Annotated in this window: 13 protein-coding genes; 5 read left to right on the forward strand and 8 right to left on the reverse strand. The window is 63.1% G+C overall.

What is annotated here, in order from left to right:
• Positions 1 to 368: 368 nt before the first annotated feature.
• Positions 369 to 2336, forward strand: a complete 1968-nt coding sequence (locus tag ASE71_RS08920; protein ID WP_060518351.1) for a M23 family metallopeptidase — start codon at positions 369 to 371, stop codon at positions 2334 to 2336.
• A gap of 83 nt (positions 2337 to 2419) precedes the next feature.
• Here the strand turns inward: ASE71_RS08920 and clpB are convergent, their stop codons facing one another.
• Positions 2420 to 5026: an ATP-dependent chaperone ClpB gene (gene clpB / locus ASE71_RS08925; protein WP_060518353.1), complete on the reverse strand. Its 2607-nt coding sequence runs from the start codon at positions 5024 to 5026 to the stop codon at positions 2420 to 2422.
• 240 nt (positions 5027 to 5266) lie between these two features.
• Positions 5267 to 6286 carry a hypothetical protein gene (locus ASE71_RS08930; protein ID WP_060518355.1) on the reverse strand — a complete coding sequence of 340 codons (1020 nt, stop codon included), beginning with the start codon at positions 6284 to 6286 and terminating at the stop codon, positions 5267 to 5269.
• 130 nt (positions 6287 to 6416) lie between these two features.
• On the opposite strand from ASE71_RS08930, the gene ASE71_RS08935 reads away from it, so the two are divergent.
• The gene (locus ASE71_RS08935; protein ID WP_060518357.1) at positions 6417 to 7001 is read left to right on the forward strand and encodes a TetR/AcrR family transcriptional regulator; all 585 of its coding nucleotides are present in this window, start codon (positions 6417 to 6419) and stop codon (positions 6999 to 7001) included.
• A gap of 105 nt (positions 7002 to 7106) precedes the next feature.
• Here the strand turns inward: ASE71_RS08935 and ASE71_RS08940 are convergent, their stop codons facing one another.
• From ASE71_RS08940 to ASE71_RS08960, 5 genes are all read right to left on the reverse strand, one after another.
• A complete protein-coding gene (locus tag ASE71_RS08940; RefSeq protein WP_034797687.1) occupies positions 7107 to 7769 on the reverse strand; it encodes a DUF4167 domain-containing protein in 663 nt (220 codons plus the stop codon).
• Positions 7770 to 8096: 327 nt separating this feature from the next.
• Complete coding sequence (gene prmC, locus ASE71_RS08945; RefSeq protein ID WP_060518359.1) at positions 8097 to 8966, reverse strand: peptide chain release factor N(5)-glutamine methyltransferase; 870 nt, start codon at positions 8964 to 8966, stop codon at positions 8097 to 8099.
• Between the two features lie 3 nt (positions 8967 to 8969).
• A complete protein-coding gene (gene prfA / locus ASE71_RS08950; RefSeq protein ID WP_060518361.1) occupies positions 8970 to 10052 on the reverse strand; it encodes a peptide chain release factor 1 in 1083 nt (360 codons plus the stop codon).
• A 69-nt stretch (positions 10053 to 10121) separates the two neighbouring features.
• Complete coding sequence (ptsP, locus tag ASE71_RS08955; RefSeq protein WP_034797694.1) at positions 10122 to 12389, reverse strand: phosphoenolpyruvate--protein phosphotransferase; 2268 nt, start codon at positions 12387 to 12389, stop codon at positions 10122 to 10124.
• Positions 12390 to 12476: 87 nt separating this feature from the next.
• The gene (locus ASE71_RS08960) at positions 12477 to 13751 is read right to left on the reverse strand and encodes an aspartate kinase (RefSeq protein ID WP_034797696.1); all 1275 of its coding nucleotides are present in this window, start codon (positions 13749 to 13751) and stop codon (positions 12477 to 12479) included.
• A gap of 327 nt (positions 13752 to 14078) precedes the next feature.
• Here ASE71_RS08960 and ASE71_RS08965 point away from each other — a divergent pair, with 327 nt between their 5' ends.
• The 3 genes from ASE71_RS08965 to ASE71_RS08975 all read left to right on the forward strand — a co-directional run bounded on the left by ASE71_RS08965 (position 14079) and on the right by ASE71_RS08975 (position 17954).
• Positions 14079 to 14879, forward strand: coding sequence for a hypothetical protein (locus tag ASE71_RS08965; protein ID WP_060518643.1), 801 nt, complete (start codon positions 14079 to 14081; stop codon positions 14877 to 14879).
• A gap of 136 nt (positions 14880 to 15015) precedes the next feature.
• Complete coding sequence (locus tag ASE71_RS08970) at positions 15016 to 16032, forward strand: linear amide C-N hydrolase (protein WP_413814631.1); 1017 nt, start codon at positions 15016 to 15018, stop codon at positions 16030 to 16032.
• 389 nt (positions 16033 to 16421) lie between these two features.
• Positions 16422 to 17954 (forward strand): ABC-F family ATP-binding cassette domain-containing protein, encoded by a 1533-nt coding sequence (locus ASE71_RS08975; RefSeq protein WP_060518365.1) that lies wholly within the window; start codon positions 16422 to 16424, stop codon positions 17952 to 17954.
• A 64-nt stretch (positions 17955 to 18018) separates the two neighbouring features.
• Here the strand turns inward: ASE71_RS08975 and ASE71_RS08980 are convergent, their stop codons facing one another.
• Complete coding sequence (locus tag ASE71_RS08980) at positions 18019 to 18591, reverse strand: SAM-dependent methyltransferase (RefSeq protein ID WP_156400701.1); 573 nt, start codon at positions 18589 to 18591, stop codon at positions 18019 to 18021.
• Positions 18592 to 18639 lie beyond the last annotated feature (48 nt).

The following is an 18639-nucleotide window of genomic DNA, read 5'->3' on the forward strand; positions in this document are numbered from 1 at the left end:
GCCGCCCTCGTCAGTGATCGGGCTTATAGACCCCCATCCTCACAGACGTCAACAGGGATTTTCGGAAAAAATGACAGATTTCTGACAAAGCCCACAAACGCAGGGCTTTGCGCCCCCAAAAAAGTTTTACCCCCTCCCCCGGGCCTGTGGAGACACAATTTGGCCCTACCTTTTTCACAATCGGCCTATCTAAGCGAAAACGAAGATGCGTCGCGGATGCGGGCGCGCGGACAGGCTTGGGATATATAGGATATCGCCCTTGCAGCTCCGCGCGTGATTTGACTCCGCCGCGTGAAAGATGCACACCTTCGCGCAACGTATCGCAGGCAAGAATACGGTTTAGAGAAATCGGGGACCCTCAGTTCGGCATGATCACCGACAAGAACATGGTCAGGTCGCTTGGCGACCAGCCACCGATCCTGGCGCATGGCCGGCGCGCGCCCGACAGGCGCGAGATTTCGCTGCGCTGGCTATCCGGCACCTTCCTGACGGGGATCACCTCGAGCCTTCTGATGGGTGTCGCGCTCTTTGCAGCGCTTGACGGACGCCAGCAGCTGGCAATCCCGGCCGAAGCCTATGCCGCACTCGATGCCGGTTCGAATGGCGACGAGCAAGCGATCGCCGTTCGCGGCGGCCGCATCCTGTCGCCAAAGCTCGTTGCCAAGCCGGCCGACAAGACGATCATGGAAGTCTCGACGATGACCCATGACGGCGAGAAGGAAGTGGTGCGCAAACAGCCCTTCGTTCACGTAAAGATGGCGCTCGCCGCCAATCATCAGGCCTCGGAAAGCTACCCGGACTTCGATCCTCTGGCGATCTTCTCGACGGAAGAGGCCGAGGAAGAATCCCCCGTTTCGCGAACCGGCACGCTTTACGGCTCGAACGTCGATTCCGAAGTGGCGCTGAAAACCGTCGACTTCCCGCTGCGCGGCGGCCCCACCTTCGACAGTTCGATGTCGCTAGAAGAGGTCGAGGAAAATGTCCGCACCAACGGCTCTGTCCTGACCGAGGGCAGCACCCAGGTCGCCTCGCTCTATTATGTCGATCCGCAGCGCTTCGCCTCGGAGAGTGACGGGCTCGATCTTCTCCAGGGCCTGACCGCGCGCATCGTCGAGCAGAACAAGAGTGACGCCGCCTACGAGACGATCGACGAAGAAACCACCGAATACGCCGACGACATCATTCCGGTGCGGCGCCAGACCGACATCGCGACAGTCATGAGCAGTGCCGGCTACACCAAGGCGCAGGCCGAGGACGCCGCCAGCTATCTCGGCCAGGCGCTCGGCGCCAGCGAGCTTTCCGAAGGCGATGTCCTGCGCATCGGCATCATCCAGAACGGCGAGACGCAGAAGGGCCAGGACGCACGCATCGTGCGGGCCACGATCTATTCGCGCAACCGGCATGTGCTGACGATGGCGGTCGATGACAAGGGCCGCTTCGTCCCCGGCGCCGAGCCACCGAGGCTCGACGCGGTCGCCACCGCCTTCGACGACAACGGCGCGCCGGTCATGACCAGCAGCCACGACCTGCCGCGGGTCTATGACGGCATCTACCGTGCGGCACTTTCCTACGGCATGAACGCCGACATGGTCGGCCTCGTCGTCAAGCTGCTCGCCAGCAATGTCGATTTCCAGGCGCAGCTAAAGCCGACGGATTCTCTTGAAGCCTTCTTCTCCGTGACCGACGAACGCGGCATGGCGACGGAGGAATCCGAGCTCCTCTATGTTCGCGCCAAATTCGGCGATGCTGTTACCGCCTTCTACCGGTTCCAGGATCCGAGCGACAACACGATCGACTATTTCGACCAGGACGGCAAAAGCATCCGCCAGTTCCTGCTGCGCAATCCCGTGCCGAATGGCCATTTCCGTTCGGGCTTCGGCATGCGCCGGCACCCGATCCTCGGTTTCTCGCGCATGCACACCGGCGTCGACTGGGCAGCCCCGCGCGGCACACCGATCATCGCCGCCGGCGGCGGTGTCGTCGAAAAGGCCGGCTGGGATTCCGGCGGCTATGGCAACCAGACGCTGATCCGCCATGCCAACGGCTACGTGTCCTCCTACAACCACCAGAGCGCGATCGCCAAAAACGTCAAGGTCGGCAACAAGGTCGTTCAGGGCCAGGTGATCGGCTGGGTCGGAACGACCGGCCTTTCGACCGGACCGCACCTGCACTACGAGCTGATCGTCAACGGCAACAAGGTCGATCCCTTGCGCATCCGACTGCCCGGCGGCAAGTCGCTTTCTGGCGACGCGCTGGCGAAGTTCGAGAAGGAACGCGACCGCATCGACGAATTGCTGAACAAGGACGGCACGGGCGCAGAGGTCGCGAGCAACTAACCGCTCCCCTCCCCTGGTCGAAAATCGGCACAAACAGAAAGGCCGCCCCGAAGGGCGGCCTCTTGATTTGTGCGCTGCTGGACTTAGGCGGCTTCCTTGTCCGGCCCCGCCCCACGCTTGAAGTTGAGGCGGTCCGAGCCCGAAAGCACCTTGACGGTCGAACCATCAGGGAACTCACCCTGCAGGATCTTCTCGGCGAGCGGATCCTGCACGAACTTCTGGATCGCCCGCTTCAGCGGACGGGCGCCGTAGGCCGGGTCGTAGCCCTTGTCGGCCAGGAACGCGCGGGCATCGTCGTCGAGTTCCAGCGTGATCTTGCGCTCGGCAAGCAGCTTGCGCAGCCTTTCGAGCTGGATATCGACGATCGCCCCCATCTCCGACCGACGCAGCCGGTGGAACAGGATGATCTCGTCGACGCGGTTCAGGAACTCCGGCCGGAAGGCGGACTTCACCACCTCCATCACCTGGTCGCGAACCGCATCACTGTCCTCATTTTCGCCAAGCCCGACCAGATACTCCGCGCCGAGGTTCGAGGTCATGATGATCATCGTGTTGCGGAAGTCGACAGTGCGACCCTGACCATCGGTCAGGCGGCCGTCGTCGAGCACCTGCAGCAGCACGTTGAAGACATCCGGATGCGCCTTCTCGATCTCATCGAACAGCACGACCTGATAGGGCCGGCGCCGAACGGCTTCGGTCAACGCACCGCCTTCCTCATAGCCGACATAGCCCGGAGGCGCACCGATCAGCCGGGCGACGGAGTGCTTCTCCATATATTCCGACATGTCGACACGCAGCAACGCGGTCTCGTCGTCGAAGAGGAACCGGGCAAGCGCCTTGGTCAGCTCCGTCTTGCCGACGCCGGTCGGGCCCAGGAAGATGAACGAGCCGATCGGCCGGTTCGGATCCTGGAGACCCGCACGGGCACGCCGGACGGCACGGGAAACTGCCTGCACGGCGTCACCCTGGCCGACGACCCACTTCGCCAATTCGTCTTCCATGCGAAGCAGCTTGTCGCGTTCGCCTTCCAGCATCTTGTCGACCGGAATGCCCGTCCAGCGCGAAACGACATGCGCGATGTTGTCGGGGGTCACGACCTCCTGCACCATCGGGTTGGCATTGGCGTTCTCCTGGCTTTCGGCGTCCGAGAGCTCCTTTTCGAGCTTTGGAATGACACCGTAGGTCAGTTCGCCGGCACGCTGGAACTCACCCTTGCGCTGGACGATCGCCAGCTCGTTGCGAGCTTCGTCGAGCTGCTTCTTGAGATCGGCGGCACGCCCGAGCTTCTGCTTTTCCGCCTGCCAGCGGGCCGTCAGCGCGGATGCCTGCTCTTCGAGCGAAACAAGATCAAGCTCGAGCTTCTCGAGCCGATCCTTCGACGAGACATCCGTTTCCTTCTTCAGGGCCTCGCGCTCGATCTTCAGCTGGATGATGCGACGATCGAGCTCGTCGAGCTCCTCGGGCTTGGAATCCACCTGCATGCGCAGCCGCGACGCGGCTTCGTCCATCAGGTCGATCGCCTTGTCCGGCAGGAAGCGGTCGGTGATGTAGCGGTTCGAAAGGGTCGCGGCGGCAACCAGCGCCGAATCCGAAATCCGGACCTTGTGGTGCTGCTCGTACTTTTCCTTCAGACCGCGCAGGATCGAGATCGTGTCTTCGACCGTCGGCTCCTCGACCATGACCGGCTGGAAGCGACGGGCAAGGGCCGCGTCCTTTTCGACATGCTTGCGGTACTCGTCGAGCGTGGTCGCACCGACGCAATGCAGCTCGCCGCGCGCCAGCGCCGGCTTCAACAGGTTGGAGGCGTCCATGGCGCCATCGGCCTTGCCGGCCCCGACCAGCGTGTGCATCTCGTCGATGAACAGGATGATCTCGCCGTTTTCGGCCTGCACCTCGTTGAGCACGGCCTTCAGCCGCTCCTCGAACTCGCCGCGGAACTTCGCACCGGCAATCAGCGCGCCCAGGTCGAGCGCCATCAGCCGCTTGTCCTTGAGGCTTTCCGGCACGTCACCATTGACGATGCGCAGTGCCAGGCCCTCGGCGATCGCGGTCTTGCCGACGCCGGGCTCACCGATCAGAACCGGGTTGTTCTTGGTGCGGCGCGACAGCACCTGGATGGTGCGGCGGATCTCGTCGTCGCGGCCGATGACCGGGTCGAGCTTGCCTTCTCGCGCGTCGGCCGTCAGGTCGCGCGCGTATTTCTTCAGGCTGTCGAAGCCCTGTTCGGCAGTGGCGCTGTCGGCGGTGCGGCCCTTGCGGATGTCGTTGATCACCTGATTGAGCTTGGTCGGCGTGACGCCGGCCTTCTTCAGGATGTCAGCAGTGGCCGCAGAGCTTTCGATCGCCAGCGCCAGCAACAGGCGCTCGACGGTGACGAAGCTGTCGCCAGCCTTCTTGGCTGCGTCTTCGGCGCTCGAAAACACCCGCGCAAGCGGCTGCGACAGATAGACGGAACCGTTGCCGCCGGAAACCTTGGGAAGCTTTGCAAGCGCTGCGTCATTGCCGGCGCGCGCTTCACGGGCATCACCACCGGCCCGCTCGATCAGCGAGGCGGCCATGCCTTGGTCGTCATCGAGCAGTACCTTCAGCACATGCTCCGGCGTGAACTGCTGGTGTCCTTGCGCCAGCGCATAGGTCTGCGCCGACTGCAGAAAACCGCGCACGCGCTCGGAATATTTTTCGATATTCATACTCTACCTCCATAGCCCGGCAGGCCCATCATGGCACCCGTCGGTGTTTCAGGATCAGGCTCCCGCATTCGGCAAGCCTGTCAGTGTGGCGCGATCCCCGCTTTGCGTCGGATCAACGCGTCCGAAGCGAATATGGGGCAGCGATTTTGGAAATTAAAGAGCCTCCCGGCGCTCGTGAGACGGAAATCTGCAACCACGAGGCGGCCGCGCACCGAAAGGGTAACGCGGCCGCGGGATCGTCTATGCCGCGGGGGTCCGCTCGGCGAAGGACGCGCCGAATTCCTTCATCCGCCGCACATAGTAGGCCGGCTCGATCAGGACCTCCGGCAGATAGAGGCCCGGCGCCGGGGCGGCCCCTCCTTCAAGGCCGAGCATGCGCTCGACCGCAAGGGCGACGCCAAGCGCCGTCAGTGGGGCCTGGCCCTGAGGGTGCACGATCTCATAGCGACGGTCGACCAGTTCGCCGTGTTTGTCGCGGCCCTTGATATCGATGGCGATCTCCGTCGAGAACGGTTCGCCGCGCCGCCTGCTCGCGGACACGCTATAGGCAAGATCCAGGCGGATATCGCTGGCGTTGGTACGGGCCGAAAGCGCCATGACGTCGAAGGGCGAATAGGCGGTCGCTTCGAGTTCGACGCCGTCAACGCTTCTGAAGCGCGCCTTGGAATCCTCGCCGCCGGCCCAGTGGAACTTGCCATCCGCGACGGTCAAAGCGGCGGGCGCAAGGCCGGTGATGCGGTTGTAATCCGCAAGTGCTGCCGGCCCACCCATGTCCTCTTCGTCGAGCAAGACGCCGATGCGGATCGTGTCGATCGCCTCATAGGCTTTGGCAAAATCGAGGATCGGGAAGATCGCGGCGCCGGCGAGCCAGTGGCTGGCGAGCAGGATCGGCGCACTGTCCGGCGCGTGGATATACTGCGCCATCTCCGGACCGACCTCGAAGGTGCCGCTCGATAGGCTGATATAGGGAATGCCGTGGCGCTGGGCGTAACGCATCGAACTCAGCTTTTCGTCTTTCAGGAAGATGACGACGGCGCTGAAGCGGGGCGCATCGCCAAGGCCGAGATCCGGGCGACTGAGGTCGACGCTGACCCCGACCGCGCCGCCAACCTCACGTGCGACCGCCTCGGCCCTGCCAAGATCGCGGCCACCGATCGCGATCGGCAACGTCGGGTGCAGACGACGAATGATCCTTGCGGCCTGCGACCCGACGACACCGGAACCACCGACAATCAAAACGGGCAGAAACTTGCTCGACATCTTCCTATCTCCTAAACGAGAGGTAAGCGGCACCTACCGAACTTACCATTAGTAACTTACTATTGGTAAGTAAGATGCCGAATACCACTTTCAAGAGGCATGGGCCGACGCGAAAAGAGGATTGTGATCGATGAGCCGGACGAAAGGCCGAAAGCTTGCGAAGCCCGAGCGGCGCGCCCAGCTGCTCGAGACCGCCAGGGAGATCCTGCGCGAACGGGGCGCCGACGCGCTGACGCTTGGCCATCTCGCCGAAAGCGCTGGCGTCAGCAAGCCGATCGCCTATGAACATTTCGGCACGCGCGAGGGGCTCTTGATCGCGCTCTCCCAGGAAATCGAAGACCGGCACACGGAAAAACTGAAGGTCGCGCTGAAGAGTGCATTAAATCGGCTCGAAGCGGTCGCCGATATCATCAGTTCCGTCTACATCAACTGTGCTGTCGAAAGCGGCGAGGAATGGCAGGCGATCTCCGGCGCGCTGCGCGGCAATGCGGACATGATCGCCACGCAGCAACAGCAGGCTGACGATTACGTCGCCATGATCAAGGCAGCCCTCTCTCCTTTCTCGGAAGTCCCCGAGGACGATCTGAGGCTTCGCTGCACGGGTATCGCCGGCGCGGCCGAGGCGATCGGCCGCGAACTGATCCGCGGGCGCACAAACGAGACCGCTGCGAGCAGCAACCTAACTGCACTCATCATCGACAGTGCCAAAAGCTGACCAGTGCAACTGGCTGATCAGCGTTTGCCGTGCAAAGAAAAACCCGGCCGCGATGGGCCGGGTTTTTGATGCCTGCACCGGGCAGGCTGACTAAAGCGACTTCGCTTACTCGGAAGCAGCCAGAGCCGGCGCTTCCGGAGCGTCATCGCCTGACGGCTGAGCCTCGTCGGCAGCACCTTCCTGGGCGCTGCGGCGGGGACGGCGCGGACGCGGCGCGTTGCGGCGGCGCGTTGCGGCACGGCCGGAAGCGGCAGGAGCTTCTTCTTCCATCGCAACTTCGGCCGGCGTGCCTTCGATCACCGGCTGCGGGCCGGTACCGTCGATGACAACGGGCTGCGGCTCGGCAACAGGCGTTACGGCTGCGGCACCCGAAGCCGGCATGTCGTCGGCGTAGCCCTGATCCAGATCGTCCTGGTCCTGGTCGGCTGCGTCGTGGCCGCGGAAGTCCTGACGGTCGTCACGCTGGAAACGATCCTGCATCTGCGCCTGCGCGGCAGCAATGATGCGGTTGTAGTGTTCGGCGTGCTGCAGGTAATTTTCCGCCATGACCCGGTCGCCGGAGCTCTGGGCGTCGCGCGCAAGTGCAGAGTACTTCTCGGCGATGTGCTGGGCCGTACCGCGAATCTTCACATCCGGACCGGAGCTGTCGTAGGTCCGCGTCAGCGGATTCGAGCCCTTGCGGTTGTGATTGTTGTTGCTTCCATTGTTGTTGTTATTGTTGTTGTTATTTCGCCCGCGGCCGCGCTTGTTTTGCTGTCCTGGCCTCATAGTACATTCACCCGAATTCTCTTGATAATGATGATCATGTGGTTTCGTCTTCCGGCCGGATCCGCCCGACAGAGCACGCACCGTTGCGCTCGCACAATGGCGGCTTCGGCGCCGACTGACGTCAAATTAACAGGTACCCGCACAAGGCACGTGTTGAACCCTAGCAACTCTTTCTTGAGAGCAATCCCCGTGGCCAGGTCATACCGGAACGAATCTTAGGTCCATGACCTTCTGCCCAGTGCGCGGGCAAACTAGCCCGCTTCCTCTGGGATTCCAAGCCCTTTCTTTGCCTCTGCAAGAAAGAAGATGCGCCAGTGCAGCATTTTTTCAACGGTTTGTGTCGCGTTCGAAGATCAGGACGCGGTCATTGCCGCCGAGATCCTTCGCCTCTTCACGCAGACGGAATTTTTCGGCGTAAAACAACGCCGTTACCGCCTCTTTCTGGTCGAAACCGATTTCCAAGCCTATCACGCCGTTTGTCTCAAGATGATGACCAGCTTGAGAAGCGATGGCGCGATAGGCATCTAGCCCATCTTCTCCGCCATCAAGCGCTGCGACCGGGTCGTGAAGTCTCACCTCCGGCTCAAGCTCTTCGACCACACTGGACCGGATATACGGCGGATTTGAGACGATAACGTCGTAACGACCGTCCACCTTTTCGTACCAGTTGCTGAGCAACGGCCGAAAGCGATCCGCAAGTCCGAGAGCGACGGCATTTGCCGTCGCCGTTGCCAGCGCGTCTCCGGATATATCGGTAGCCGTGCCCCTGGCTTCAAGAACCTCAGACAGAAGCGCGAGACAAATCGCGCCCGTGCCGGTCCCGAGATCGATGATCTCGCAACCTCCCTTTCGCGCGACCACCGCGCGCAGATAGGGGATCATGCGGTCGACCAAGGTCTCGGTGTCCGGGCGCGGCTCCAGGGTTTCCTTCGACAGCCTCAGCGGCAGACCGAAAAACTCGCGTTCACCGAGGATGCGATAGACCGGCTCGCGCGCCAGCCGGCGCGCAACCGCCGCCCGGATCCGCTGGGCATCCTCATCCGAAACCGGGTCCCTGCCCCGCGACACGACCGCGCTCAACGACAGGTCGAGCAGGCCCGAGATGAGGTGCCGGACGTCGAGCGCCGCATGCTCGATGCCGCCCGCCTGCAGGCGATCGCGACTTTCGGCAACCAGGCTCGCGAGCGTCTCGGCCATCTCTTAGCCCCGCTGCTCGCCGAGCTGCGCCAGCTGGCTCGCCTGGTAGTCGGCAAGCAGCGCATCGACGACTTCGTCGATCTCGCCCATCATCATCCGGTCGAGCTTGTATAGCGTCAGGTTGATGCGGTGGTCGGTAAGGCGTCCCTGCGGGAAATTGTAGGTGCGGATGCGTTCGGAGCGGTCGCCCGATCCCACCTGGCTCTTACGGTCGGCCGAGCGTTCGCTGTCGGCGCGCTGGCGCTCCATGTCGTAGAGGCGCGAGCGCAGCACCTGCATCGCTTTCGCACGATTCTGGTGCTGCGACTTTTCCGAGCTGGTGACGACAAGCCCGGTCGGCAGGTGGGTGATGCGCACGGCCGAGTCCGTCGTGTTGACGTGCTGTCCGCCGGCGCCCGACGAGCGCATCGTGTCGATGCGGATATCCTCGGGCCGGATCTCGATATCGATGTCTTCGGCCTCGGGCAGCACTGCGACGGTTGCCGCCGAGGTGTGAATGCGACCGCTCGCCTCCGTCTCCGGCACGCGCTGTACGCGGTGCACACCAGATTCGAACTTCAGCCGCGCGAACACGCCGCGCCCGGAAACTGTAGCGATGATTTCCTTGAAACCGCCGGCTTCGCCTTCGCTCGACGACAGCACTTCGACCTTCCACCCCTTGCCCGCCGCATAACGCTCGTACATCCGGAACAGGTCGCCGGCAAACAGCGCCGCCTCGGAACCACCGGTTCCGGCGCGGATTTCAAGGATCGCGCTCTTTTCGTCGGCTGCATCCTTCGGCAGGAGCAGGATCTGGATCTCCTGTTCCAGCTGTTCGATCGCGTCGACGACCTCGGGCTTTTCCATTTCGGCGAGATCACGCATCTCGCGGTCGGTCGATTTGTCGGCGAGCATGGCGGTGATGTCGGCAAGCTCCGCCGTCGCCTTTTCGTAGGCGCGGATCTTCGTCACCACCGGCTGCAGTTCGGAATACTCCGAGGCGAGCTTGACGTAGACGTCCGCGGCCGGGCCGGCGGACATGCGCGCCTCGATTTCACCGAACCGCCGTTCCAGTTCGCGCATCTTTTCAACGGGAAGCTTTGCCAAGTCTCACTCCAATGCGTCTCGCCCCGGCCGGATCAGCTCCGGACGAGGGTTGCGACGCGTCACTTCAATCTAAACCGGAATGCCGTTTTCCGCGGCGAAATCCACCAGCATCTGGCGAACGGGCGTCTGATCTCGCGTGTCGTCCAGTGCAGCGTTGAGCAGTGCGCCGAGCTTGGACGCGTCAAGCGCCAGAAGCATCGCCTTGATCGGTCCGACGGCCGTCGGCGACATCGACACCGAACGGAAGCCAAGACCCAGCAGCGCCATGGCCGAGAGCGGCTTGCTCGCCATCTCGCCGCAGAGCGTCACCGGCGTATCGTGCCGGTCGCCGGCGCGCACGATATCACGCAGGATCCTGAGGAACGGGCGCCCGAGCACGTCGAAACGATCGGACACGCGGGCATTGCCGCGGTCGACGGCCATCGCGAACTGGAAGAGGTCGTTGGAGCCGACCGAGACGAAGTCCACCTCGGTCATCAGCTCGTCGAGCTGCCAGAGCAGCGCCGGCACTTCCAGCATGGCGCCGAATTGCAGCTTGCGCGGCAACTGTTCGCCGAGCTTCGACTGCCGCTCGATTTCCTTCTGCAGGAGGTCGCGCGCGATCCTGAGTTCGGAGACCTCGGTGACCATCGGCAGCATCAGCTTGAGCTCGGCACCGGCCGCCGCCCGCAGCATCGCGCGGAGCTGGGTGCGCAGCAGACCCGGCCGGTCGAGCGAAAGCCGGATGGCACGCCAGCCGAGCGCCGGGTTTTCCTCTTCCGCAGCGCGGAAATAGGGAACCACCTTGTCGCCGCCAATATCGAGTGTGCGGAAGGTTACGGGCTTGCCGCCCGTCTGCTTCAGCACGCTGCGGTAGAAGGCTTCCTGTTCCTCCGCCTTCGGCATGGTCGAGGCGATCATGAACTGGAGTTCGGTGCGGAAGAGGCCGATACCTTCGGCACCCGCCTCGTTCAGATGCGGAAGGTCGACCAAGAGGCCGGCATTCATCTGCAACGTGATACGTGTCCCGTCCCGGGTCAGCGGTTCGACGTCCTTCAGCGCGCGGAACTGTGCCTGACGCCGCGCCCGGAAGCGAACCTTTTCCTCATAGGCGCGCTGCAGGTCGGCGAGCGGCCGCAGATGCACCTTGGCGTCATCGCCATCGATGATGATCGCGTCGCGGTTTTCCGCAAGCGCCACGGCACCGGTCGCCTGGCCGATCACAGGAATGCCCATGGCGCGGGCAACGATCACCACGTGGCTGGTGACGGCACCCTCTTCGAGCACCAGGCCGCGCACATTTTCGCGCGGATAGTCGAGCAGCTCGGCAGCGCCCATGGCGCGCGCGACGATCACCGCATCGTTCGGGAAGTCGCTCGCCGAAAGCTTGGCGCCGTAGCCCGAGAGCTGGCGCAGCAAGCGGTTGGCGAGATCGTCAAAATCATGCATGCGCTCGCGCAGATAAGGGTCCGTCAGGCGGATCATGCGCGCTTTGGTTTCGCTCTGCACACGCTCGACGGCGGCTTCCGCCGTCAGGCCGTTGCGGATCGCTTCTTCGAGCTTGCGCACCCAGCCGCGGTCATGCGCGAACATGCGGTAGGTCTCGAGCACGGCTCGATGCTCGCCCTCCATCGACACCTCGCGGCGCGACAGCATGTCGTCGATCGAGATGCGCAGCGACCCGAGTGCCTCGGCAAGCCGCTGCAACTCCTGGTCGGTATCCTCGTTGAGGAGATTGGTGACGACGATCCTTGGTTCGTGCAGGACGACATAGCCAAGGCCGATGCCTTCGCCGTAGCTGTTGCCGTCGATCGAGACGGGACGCGAGAGATCGAGTTCGAGCCCTGGCTTGGTGATCTTCTTGAGCTCGCCGGTTGCCACCATCTCGGCGAGAACCATGGCGGTCGTTTCGAGCGCCTCGACCTCGTCCTCGCGATAGTTGCGCATCGCCTTGTTCTGGACGACGAGAACGCCGAGCGCGCGCCCTGTGCGCAGGATCGGCACGCCGAGGAAGGAATGATAGATCTCTTCGCCGGTCTCCGGCAGGTAGGTAAAGGCCGGGTGAGACTGGGCGTCGGACAGATTGAGCGGCCGGGCCGAAGCGGCGATGGTGCCGACGAGGCCCTGCCCCATCTTCAACTGCGCCAGGTGAACGGCGGCCTTGTTCAGACCTTCGGTCGCATAGAGTTCGAGCACGCCGTCGGAGCGCAGCACGTAGACCGAACACACTTCCGCGACCATATTCTGCGCGATCTGGCGCACGATACGGTCAAGGCGCTCCTGCGGCTCCAGCGGTTCCGCCATCAACTCGCGCAACCGCTTGAGGAGAACGCGCGGACCTGCGGAAAGGTCTCTCATCGCGTGGGGTCTCCCGAAATAGAGGGGACGGCAGCAAAGGGGATGCGCGGCCAAGTCGCCGCGAATCCCAAATCGGTCGTCTGTCGATTAACTCTTATCGAGACCGTAAGCGGAATGCAAAGTGCGAACCGCCAATTCCGCATAGGGTCCATCGATCAGGATCGAAATCTTGATCTCGGAAGTGGTGATCGCCTTGATGTTGATGCCCTTGTCGGCAAGCGCACGGAAGGCCGACGCTGCAACACCGGCGTGGCTGCGCATGCCGATACCGATGACCGATACCTTGACGAGGCCGGCTTCGGACTGGACGACGTCGTAACCGATCTTGTCCTTGTTGTCGCCGAGCACCTTCAGTGCCTTGTCGACATCGCCGGAGGGAACCGTGAAGGTCATGTCGGTTTTCGAACCGTCCTCGGAGATGTTCTGGACAATCATATCGACGTTGATATGGGCTTCAGCCAGCGGGCCGAAAATCGCGGCGGAGACGCCCGGCCGGTCGGCGAGACGGCGCAGCGAAATCTGGGCTTCATCCTTGGCATAGGCAATGCCGGTTACGACTTCCTGTTCCACGATCTCATCCTCATCACAAATCAGCGTACCGGGCGGATTGAGAAGGTCACCCATGCCCGGCGCATCGGGATCTTCGAAAGACGAACGCACGAAGGTGCGGACCTTGTGCACCATGGCAAGCTCCACCGAGCGCACCTGCAGCACCTTGGCGCCGAGCGATGCCATTTCCAGCATTTCCTCGAACGCGATCTTCTTCAGACGCCGCGCCTTCGGCTCGATGCGCGGGTCGGTGGTGTAGACGCCATCGACGTCGGTGTAGATGTCGCAACGGTCGGCCTTGACGCCGGCGGCGATCGCAACCGCCGAGGTGTCGGAGCCGCCGCGGCCGAGCGTGGCGACGCGGTTGTCGGGCCCAAGCCCCTGGAAGCCGGCGATGACGGCGACCTGGCCCTCGCCCATGCGGCGGATGAGCTCGGCACCGTCGATGTCGAGAATGCGGGCAGCGCCGTGGGCGTTGTCGGTGCGGATCGGGACCTGCCAGCCCTGCCACGAGCGGGCGTTGATGCCCATCGACTGCAGCGCGATGGCGAGAAGACCGGAGGTCACCTGTTCGCCGGACGCGACGATCGCGTCGTATTCGCGCGCATCGTAGAAGGGCGAGTTGGCGCCGGTTGCCTTCGGCATGTTCTGCACCCAGCCGACCAGCTCATTGGTCTTGCCGGACATCGCGGAAACGACGACGGCAACTTCGTGGCCGGCATCGACCTCGCGTTTCACATGGCGGGCAACATTGTGGATGCGTTCCAAATCAGCGACGGACGTCCCGCCGAATTTCATCACGATGCGTGCCATGTGCCTCTACCGGTACCCAAATTGCGCGCGCTTGCGCGCGTGACAGGAAAGCCCCCCGCCGGCGCCCGACGGTCAAAAAGCTTGGGAGACTTCTCGCACATCGGCAGTCACCGCTTCGGGGAGCGGAAAGTCGCGGCGTCTCTTAGCGGATCAGGGGCCTGCGCGCAATGGCAGGGCGGCAGGAATAAGGCTCTATACGCACGGTGGGGAAACGTGCGCGGTCGCGGTTTGCGCCACTTGAAATTGCGGCAGCGCCGGCTAGGCTGCCAACGGACGCTTGAGGGGGCAGACATGCAAGCACATCGCATACCCGCAACCGCACGAATGATGGCCCGCTGTGCCGTCGCGCTTTCCGTGACGCTCTTGTGTTCGACACCGTCGAACGGCGCCGATTTCGACCAGGCGCGCATGGCGCCGCAAGGCGACTGGACGGTGATCGTCAGCCCCTATGTCTGGGCGGCGAGCCTCAAGGGGGACGCATCGCTTGCCGGCTTCGATACCGATGTCGACGTGCCCTTCAAAGACACGCTCGACCATCTCGACCTGGCGCTGATGGGCAACATCGAGCTGACCAACGGCCAATGGGGTGTCTATTTCGACGGCCAGGACGTCCGTACCAGCCAGGATGAGGAGCTGCTCAGCCATGAGATCGGCCTCGACATCAAGATGACGACGCTGGCCTTCGGCGCGTTCTATCAGGTCTATGAGCAGGAACTCGGCGGCAACACCGTCTTCGGCAAGCCCCGGACGCTGTCAATCGAGCCGACGATCGGTCTGCGCTGGACGAAGCTCGAGGCGGACGTGTCCGTGGCCGGCTTCAACACGAGCAAGAGCGCCGACTGGACCGACCCCTTCGTCGGCCTGCGGCTCAACGCCGATCTCGGCGAGCGCTGGAACCTCGTCGCCGAGGCCGATGTCGGCGGCTTCGATGTCGGCTCAAAGCTCAGCGTCAACGCCCAGGCCTATCTCGGATACCGGACCGAAATGCTTGGCCAGCCGACAATTTTGCGCGCCGGGTACCGGTTGCTCTATCAGGATTACGAAAGCGACGACTTCACGGGCGCGAACAAGTTCCGCTGGGACGTGAACCAGCACGGCCCGGTGATCGGCTTTTCCATGTTGTTTTAGAACCTTGGCCTGCTTCAACGCTCAAGGACCGACTGGCGGATACCCAGCATACGCTTTGCCCGCGAAGGAGAATGGTATGACGTTCATCGTAAAGCCGGCCGTCCGATCGGTCACATCCGCACTTGCCGCCCTTCTCATGCTCGGTCAGACGACGGCGGAAGCCTGCACCCGCCTCGTCTATCTCGGCCCCGATGACAACATCATCACTGCCCGATCGATGGACTGGAAGAGCGACGTCGCGACCAACCTCTGGGTCCTGCCGCGCGGCATCGAGCGCAACGGTCAGGCAGGGCCGAACTCGTTCAAATGGACGGCGAAGTATGGAAGCGTCGTGGCCACCGGCTATGATGTCTCGACCACCGACGGCGTCAACGAGGCCGGCCTCAATGCCAATCTCCTGTGGCTGGTCGAATCCGAGTACCCTGACTTCAATGACAAATCGAAGCCGGGCCTGACGATCGCCGCCTGGGCGCAATATGTGCTCGACAGCTTCGCCACTGTCGAGGATGCGGTGAAGGCGCTTGAGAAAGAACCGTTCACGATCGTCACCGACAACGTACCGGGTGAGAACCGGCTGACGACGCTGCACCTTTCGATCTCGGACAAGACCGGCGACAGCGCAATCGTCGAGTATATCGGCGGCAAGCAGGTGATCCATCACGGTCGCCCGTATCAGGTGATGACCAATTCGCCTGTCTTCGACCAGCAACTGGCCCTGAACGCCTACTGGAAGCAGATCGGCGGCACGGTGATGCTGCCGGGCACGAACCGCGCGGCCGATCGTTTCGCGCGCGCCTCGTTCTACGTCAACGCCGTTCCGAAGGACGAGAACCCCGACCGTGCGCTGGCCAGCGTCTTCAGCGTCATTCGCAATGTCTCGGTTCCCTATGGGCTCAACACGCCGGAGGAACCGAACATTTCCTCGACCCGCTGGCGCACCGTGGTCGATCACAAGCGCAAGCTCTATTTCTTCGAGTCGGCGCTGACCCCGAACACCTTCTGGGTCGACCTGAAGAAGATCGATTTTACCAAGGAGACCGGCAAGGTGATGAAGCTCGATCTCGGCGAAAATCAGGATCACACCTATTCGGGCGACGCGACCGGCGACTTCAAGCAGGCCGAACCGTTCAAGTTCCTCGGGTTGCAGATGTGAGCACACCGGCTCGGGGCCGGCGCGAAGCCATTGAAAATTGCGCGCGACGGTGTTATTGACGCTGCCGCAAGTTCAAATTCGAGAAAGGGGGGCTGCACGTGATGACATTTTTCCGGCACCACCGCCAGCGTGGCCCCGTCCAAGCCCTGCAGATGCGTTTGCAGGGCTGACCAGACATCCTTTCGCGAAGATCGCGAGCCTATTCCTGGTCTGCCCAGAGTGATGCAGTGCGGAACCGTTTCGGTTTGAACGCCTGCATCGTCTTCCAATACCGAGCCGATGCGGCCCGAGCACAGCATGTCTGTGTTGCGGGCTCGACCATCCGAATCCCCGGCCTGAAGTGCCGCCCCGGATGATCCGCCGTCGCTCGTGCAGTCCAGAGAACGACCATGGCCTTGATCAATATCCGCAACCTCGGCGTCAGCCTGAGCGCACCGCTTTTCTCCAGTCTTAGCCTGTCCGTCGCATCCGGTGATCGTATCGGCATCGTCGCTGCCAACGGCCGCGGCAAGTCGACCCTGCTGAGATCAATCGCCGGCAGCTTTGATCCGACCGCCGGCGAAATTACCCGCTCGCGCGGGCTGACGGTCGGTCACGTCGAGCAGAACGTGCCTGCGTCGCTTTTACCTCTCTCCTTCCACGACGCCGTTCTTTCGGCCCTCCCGGCCGACCAGGCGGAAAACGAAAGCTGGCGCGTCGATATCGTGCTCGATTCCCTCGATGTACCGGAGGTTCTGCGGGCTCGCGCCGTGTCGGAGTTGAGCGGCGGCTGGCAGCGGCTGATGCTGCTTGCCCGCGTCTGGGTCAGCGAGCCAGACGCGCTGCTGCTGGACGAGCCGACCAACCATCTCGACCTCGCCAAGATCGGCCGGCTGGAGGCCTGGCTGAATGCGCTGCCACGCGACGTGCCGGTGCTGGTTGCCAGCCACGACCGCGCCTTCCTGGACGCAACCACCAACCGCACGCTGTTCCTGAGGCCAGAGCAATCGCCGATCTTCGCGCTCCCCTATTCGCGGGCGCGCGCCGCTCTCGATGAGGTGGACGCATCGGAGGAGCGGCGTTACCAGCGCGACATGAAGGTGGCGCAGCAACTGCGTCGCCAGGCCGCCAAGCTCAACAATATCGGCATCAACTCCGGAAGCGACCTGCTCACGATAAAGACGAAGCAACTGAAGCAGCGCGCAGAACGGCTGGAGGATGCGGCAAAGCCCGCGCATCAGGAACGTTCCGCCGGCGCGATCCGGCTCGCCAATCGAGGCACCCATGCCAAGATCCTGGTGACGCTCGACGACGTCCAGGTCGAAACGCCCGACGGCACCCCGCTTTTCCGCACCGGCAAGCGCTGGATCTGCCAGGGCGACCGCATCGTGCTGCTTGGCGAAAACGGCGCCGGCAAGACCCGGCTCGTCAACCTGATCCGCACGGCGATCGAGGAGCCCTCCCGCGCGCCGGAGACGCTGAAGGCAACACCCTCGCTGGTGCTCGGCTACAGCGACCAGGCGCTTGCCGGCCTGTCGGACGAGGAGACGCCGCTTGCCGCGCTGTCCCGCCGCTTCTCGCTCGGCGACCAGCGCGCCCGTAGCCTGCTCGTCGGTGTCGGCGTCGGCATCGACATGCAGGAAAAGGCGATCGGCCGGCTGTCGGGCGGCCAGAAGGCGCGTCTTGCCATGCTGGTGCTGCGCTTGAAAGAGCCCAATTTCTACCTGCTCGACGAACCGACCAACCACCTGGACATCGAGGGCCAGGAAGCGCTCGAAACGGAGCTGTTGAGAAACGAGACGAGCTGCCTGCTCGTCTCCCACGACCGCAGCTTCGTGCGCAATGTCGGCGACCGCTTCTGGCTGATTGAGAAGCGCCGCCTCGTCGAGGTCGAGGATCCCGAGGACTTCTTCGCCTCGGCGGCGGCAGGCGACGTCGGCTGACATAAAGCGCAATCATCGCATTTGTGACGCCCGCAACAAGCGGGCGTCACAAATGCCAACATCATCAGGCGGGCGGCCGCGCAATCAGGCATGCGACTTCGCCGCTGTCAAATATCTGCGCCGACAGTGCCTCGACCAGCCAGCGGTGGCGAAGGGCCGCCGCCGCGAGCCGCGCGCCAACGTCGTCCGCCCCCGTGGACGGCTCGTCATGAAAAAGAAAAAGACGTCCCTCAGGCTTCAACAGCTGCGCCAGCGCCGCAAACTCTCGAGCGGGATCGCCCCGCGTGAACACGCCGACGCGCATGGCGAACGCCTTGTCGAAGCGACGGCCACCGAGATCGAACGAGCTAAGCTCCGCAACCCGCAAGGTCGCCCGGCCTGCAGCAACATGTTCAGCATTTCTGCGTGCTGCCGCCGCGATCATCACAGCCGAGCGGTCGATAGCGACAATCTCCCCTTCGTCGAGCCGATCGCAAACCTTCGTCACGGCAATGCCATGGCCGCAACCGACTTCGAGCAGATGATCGGACGGCTGCGGCGCGATGACGCCGACCGCCCAGTCGATCCTGTTCAAGCCCATGTGGATTCCTCCCCTCGCCAGCGCAGAAACTAGCACGCGGAAGAGCCGCAGCGCCAACCAGTCCGATGCAACAATAAAACCACTTGCAAAACAATATCAGATTTG

Source organism: Ensifer sp. Root954 (assembly GCF_001429005.1).
In the GTDB taxonomy this organism is placed as follows: Bacteria; Pseudomonadota; Alphaproteobacteria; order Rhizobiales; family Rhizobiaceae; genus Ensifer; species Ensifer adhaerens.

What these genes read in the sequence shown, in the direction of transcription:
- ASE71_RS08975 (WP_060518365.1), top strand. Translation starts at nt 16,422, where the DNA reads ATGGCCTTGATCAATATCCGCAACCTCGGCGTCAGCCTGAGCGCACCG.
- ASE71_RS08970 (WP_413814631.1), top strand. Translation starts at nt 15,016, where the DNA reads ATGCTCGGTCAGACGACGGCGGAAGCCTGCACCCGCCTCGTCTATCTC.
- ASE71_RS08965 (WP_060518643.1), top strand. Translation starts at nt 14,079, where the DNA reads ATGGCCCGCTGTGCCGTCGCGCTTTCCGTGACGCTCTTGTGTTCGACA.
- ASE71_RS08935 (WP_060518357.1), top strand. Translation starts at nt 6,417, where the DNA reads ATGAGCCGGACGAAAGGCCGAAAGCTTGCGAAGCCCGAGCGGCGCGCC.
- clpB (WP_060518353.1), bottom strand. Translation starts at nt 5,026, where the DNA reads ATGAATATCGAAAAATATTCCGAGCGCGTGCGCGGTTTTCTGCAGTCG.
- ASE71_RS08930 (WP_060518355.1), bottom strand. Translation starts at nt 6,286, where the DNA reads ATGTCGAGCAAGTTTCTGCCCGTTTTGATTGTCGGTGGTTCCGGTGTC.
- prmC (WP_060518359.1), bottom strand. Translation starts at nt 8,966, where the DNA reads ATGGCCGAGACGCTCGCGAGCCTGGTTGCCGAAAGTCGCGATCGCCTG.
- ASE71_RS08920 (WP_060518351.1), top strand. Translation starts at nt 369, where the DNA reads ATGATCACCGACAAGAACATGGTCAGGTCGCTTGGCGACCAGCCACCG.
- ASE71_RS08940 (WP_034797687.1), bottom strand. Translation starts at nt 7,769, where the DNA reads ATGAGGCCAGGACAGCAAAACAAGCGCGGCCGCGGGCGAAATAACAAC.
- ptsP (WP_034797694.1), bottom strand. Translation starts at nt 12,389, where the DNA reads ATGAGAGACCTTTCCGCAGGTCCGCGCGTTCTCCTCAAGCGGTTGCGC.
- ASE71_RS08960 (WP_034797696.1), bottom strand. Translation starts at nt 13,751, where the DNA reads ATGGCACGCATCGTGATGAAATTCGGCGGGACGTCCGTCGCTGATTTG.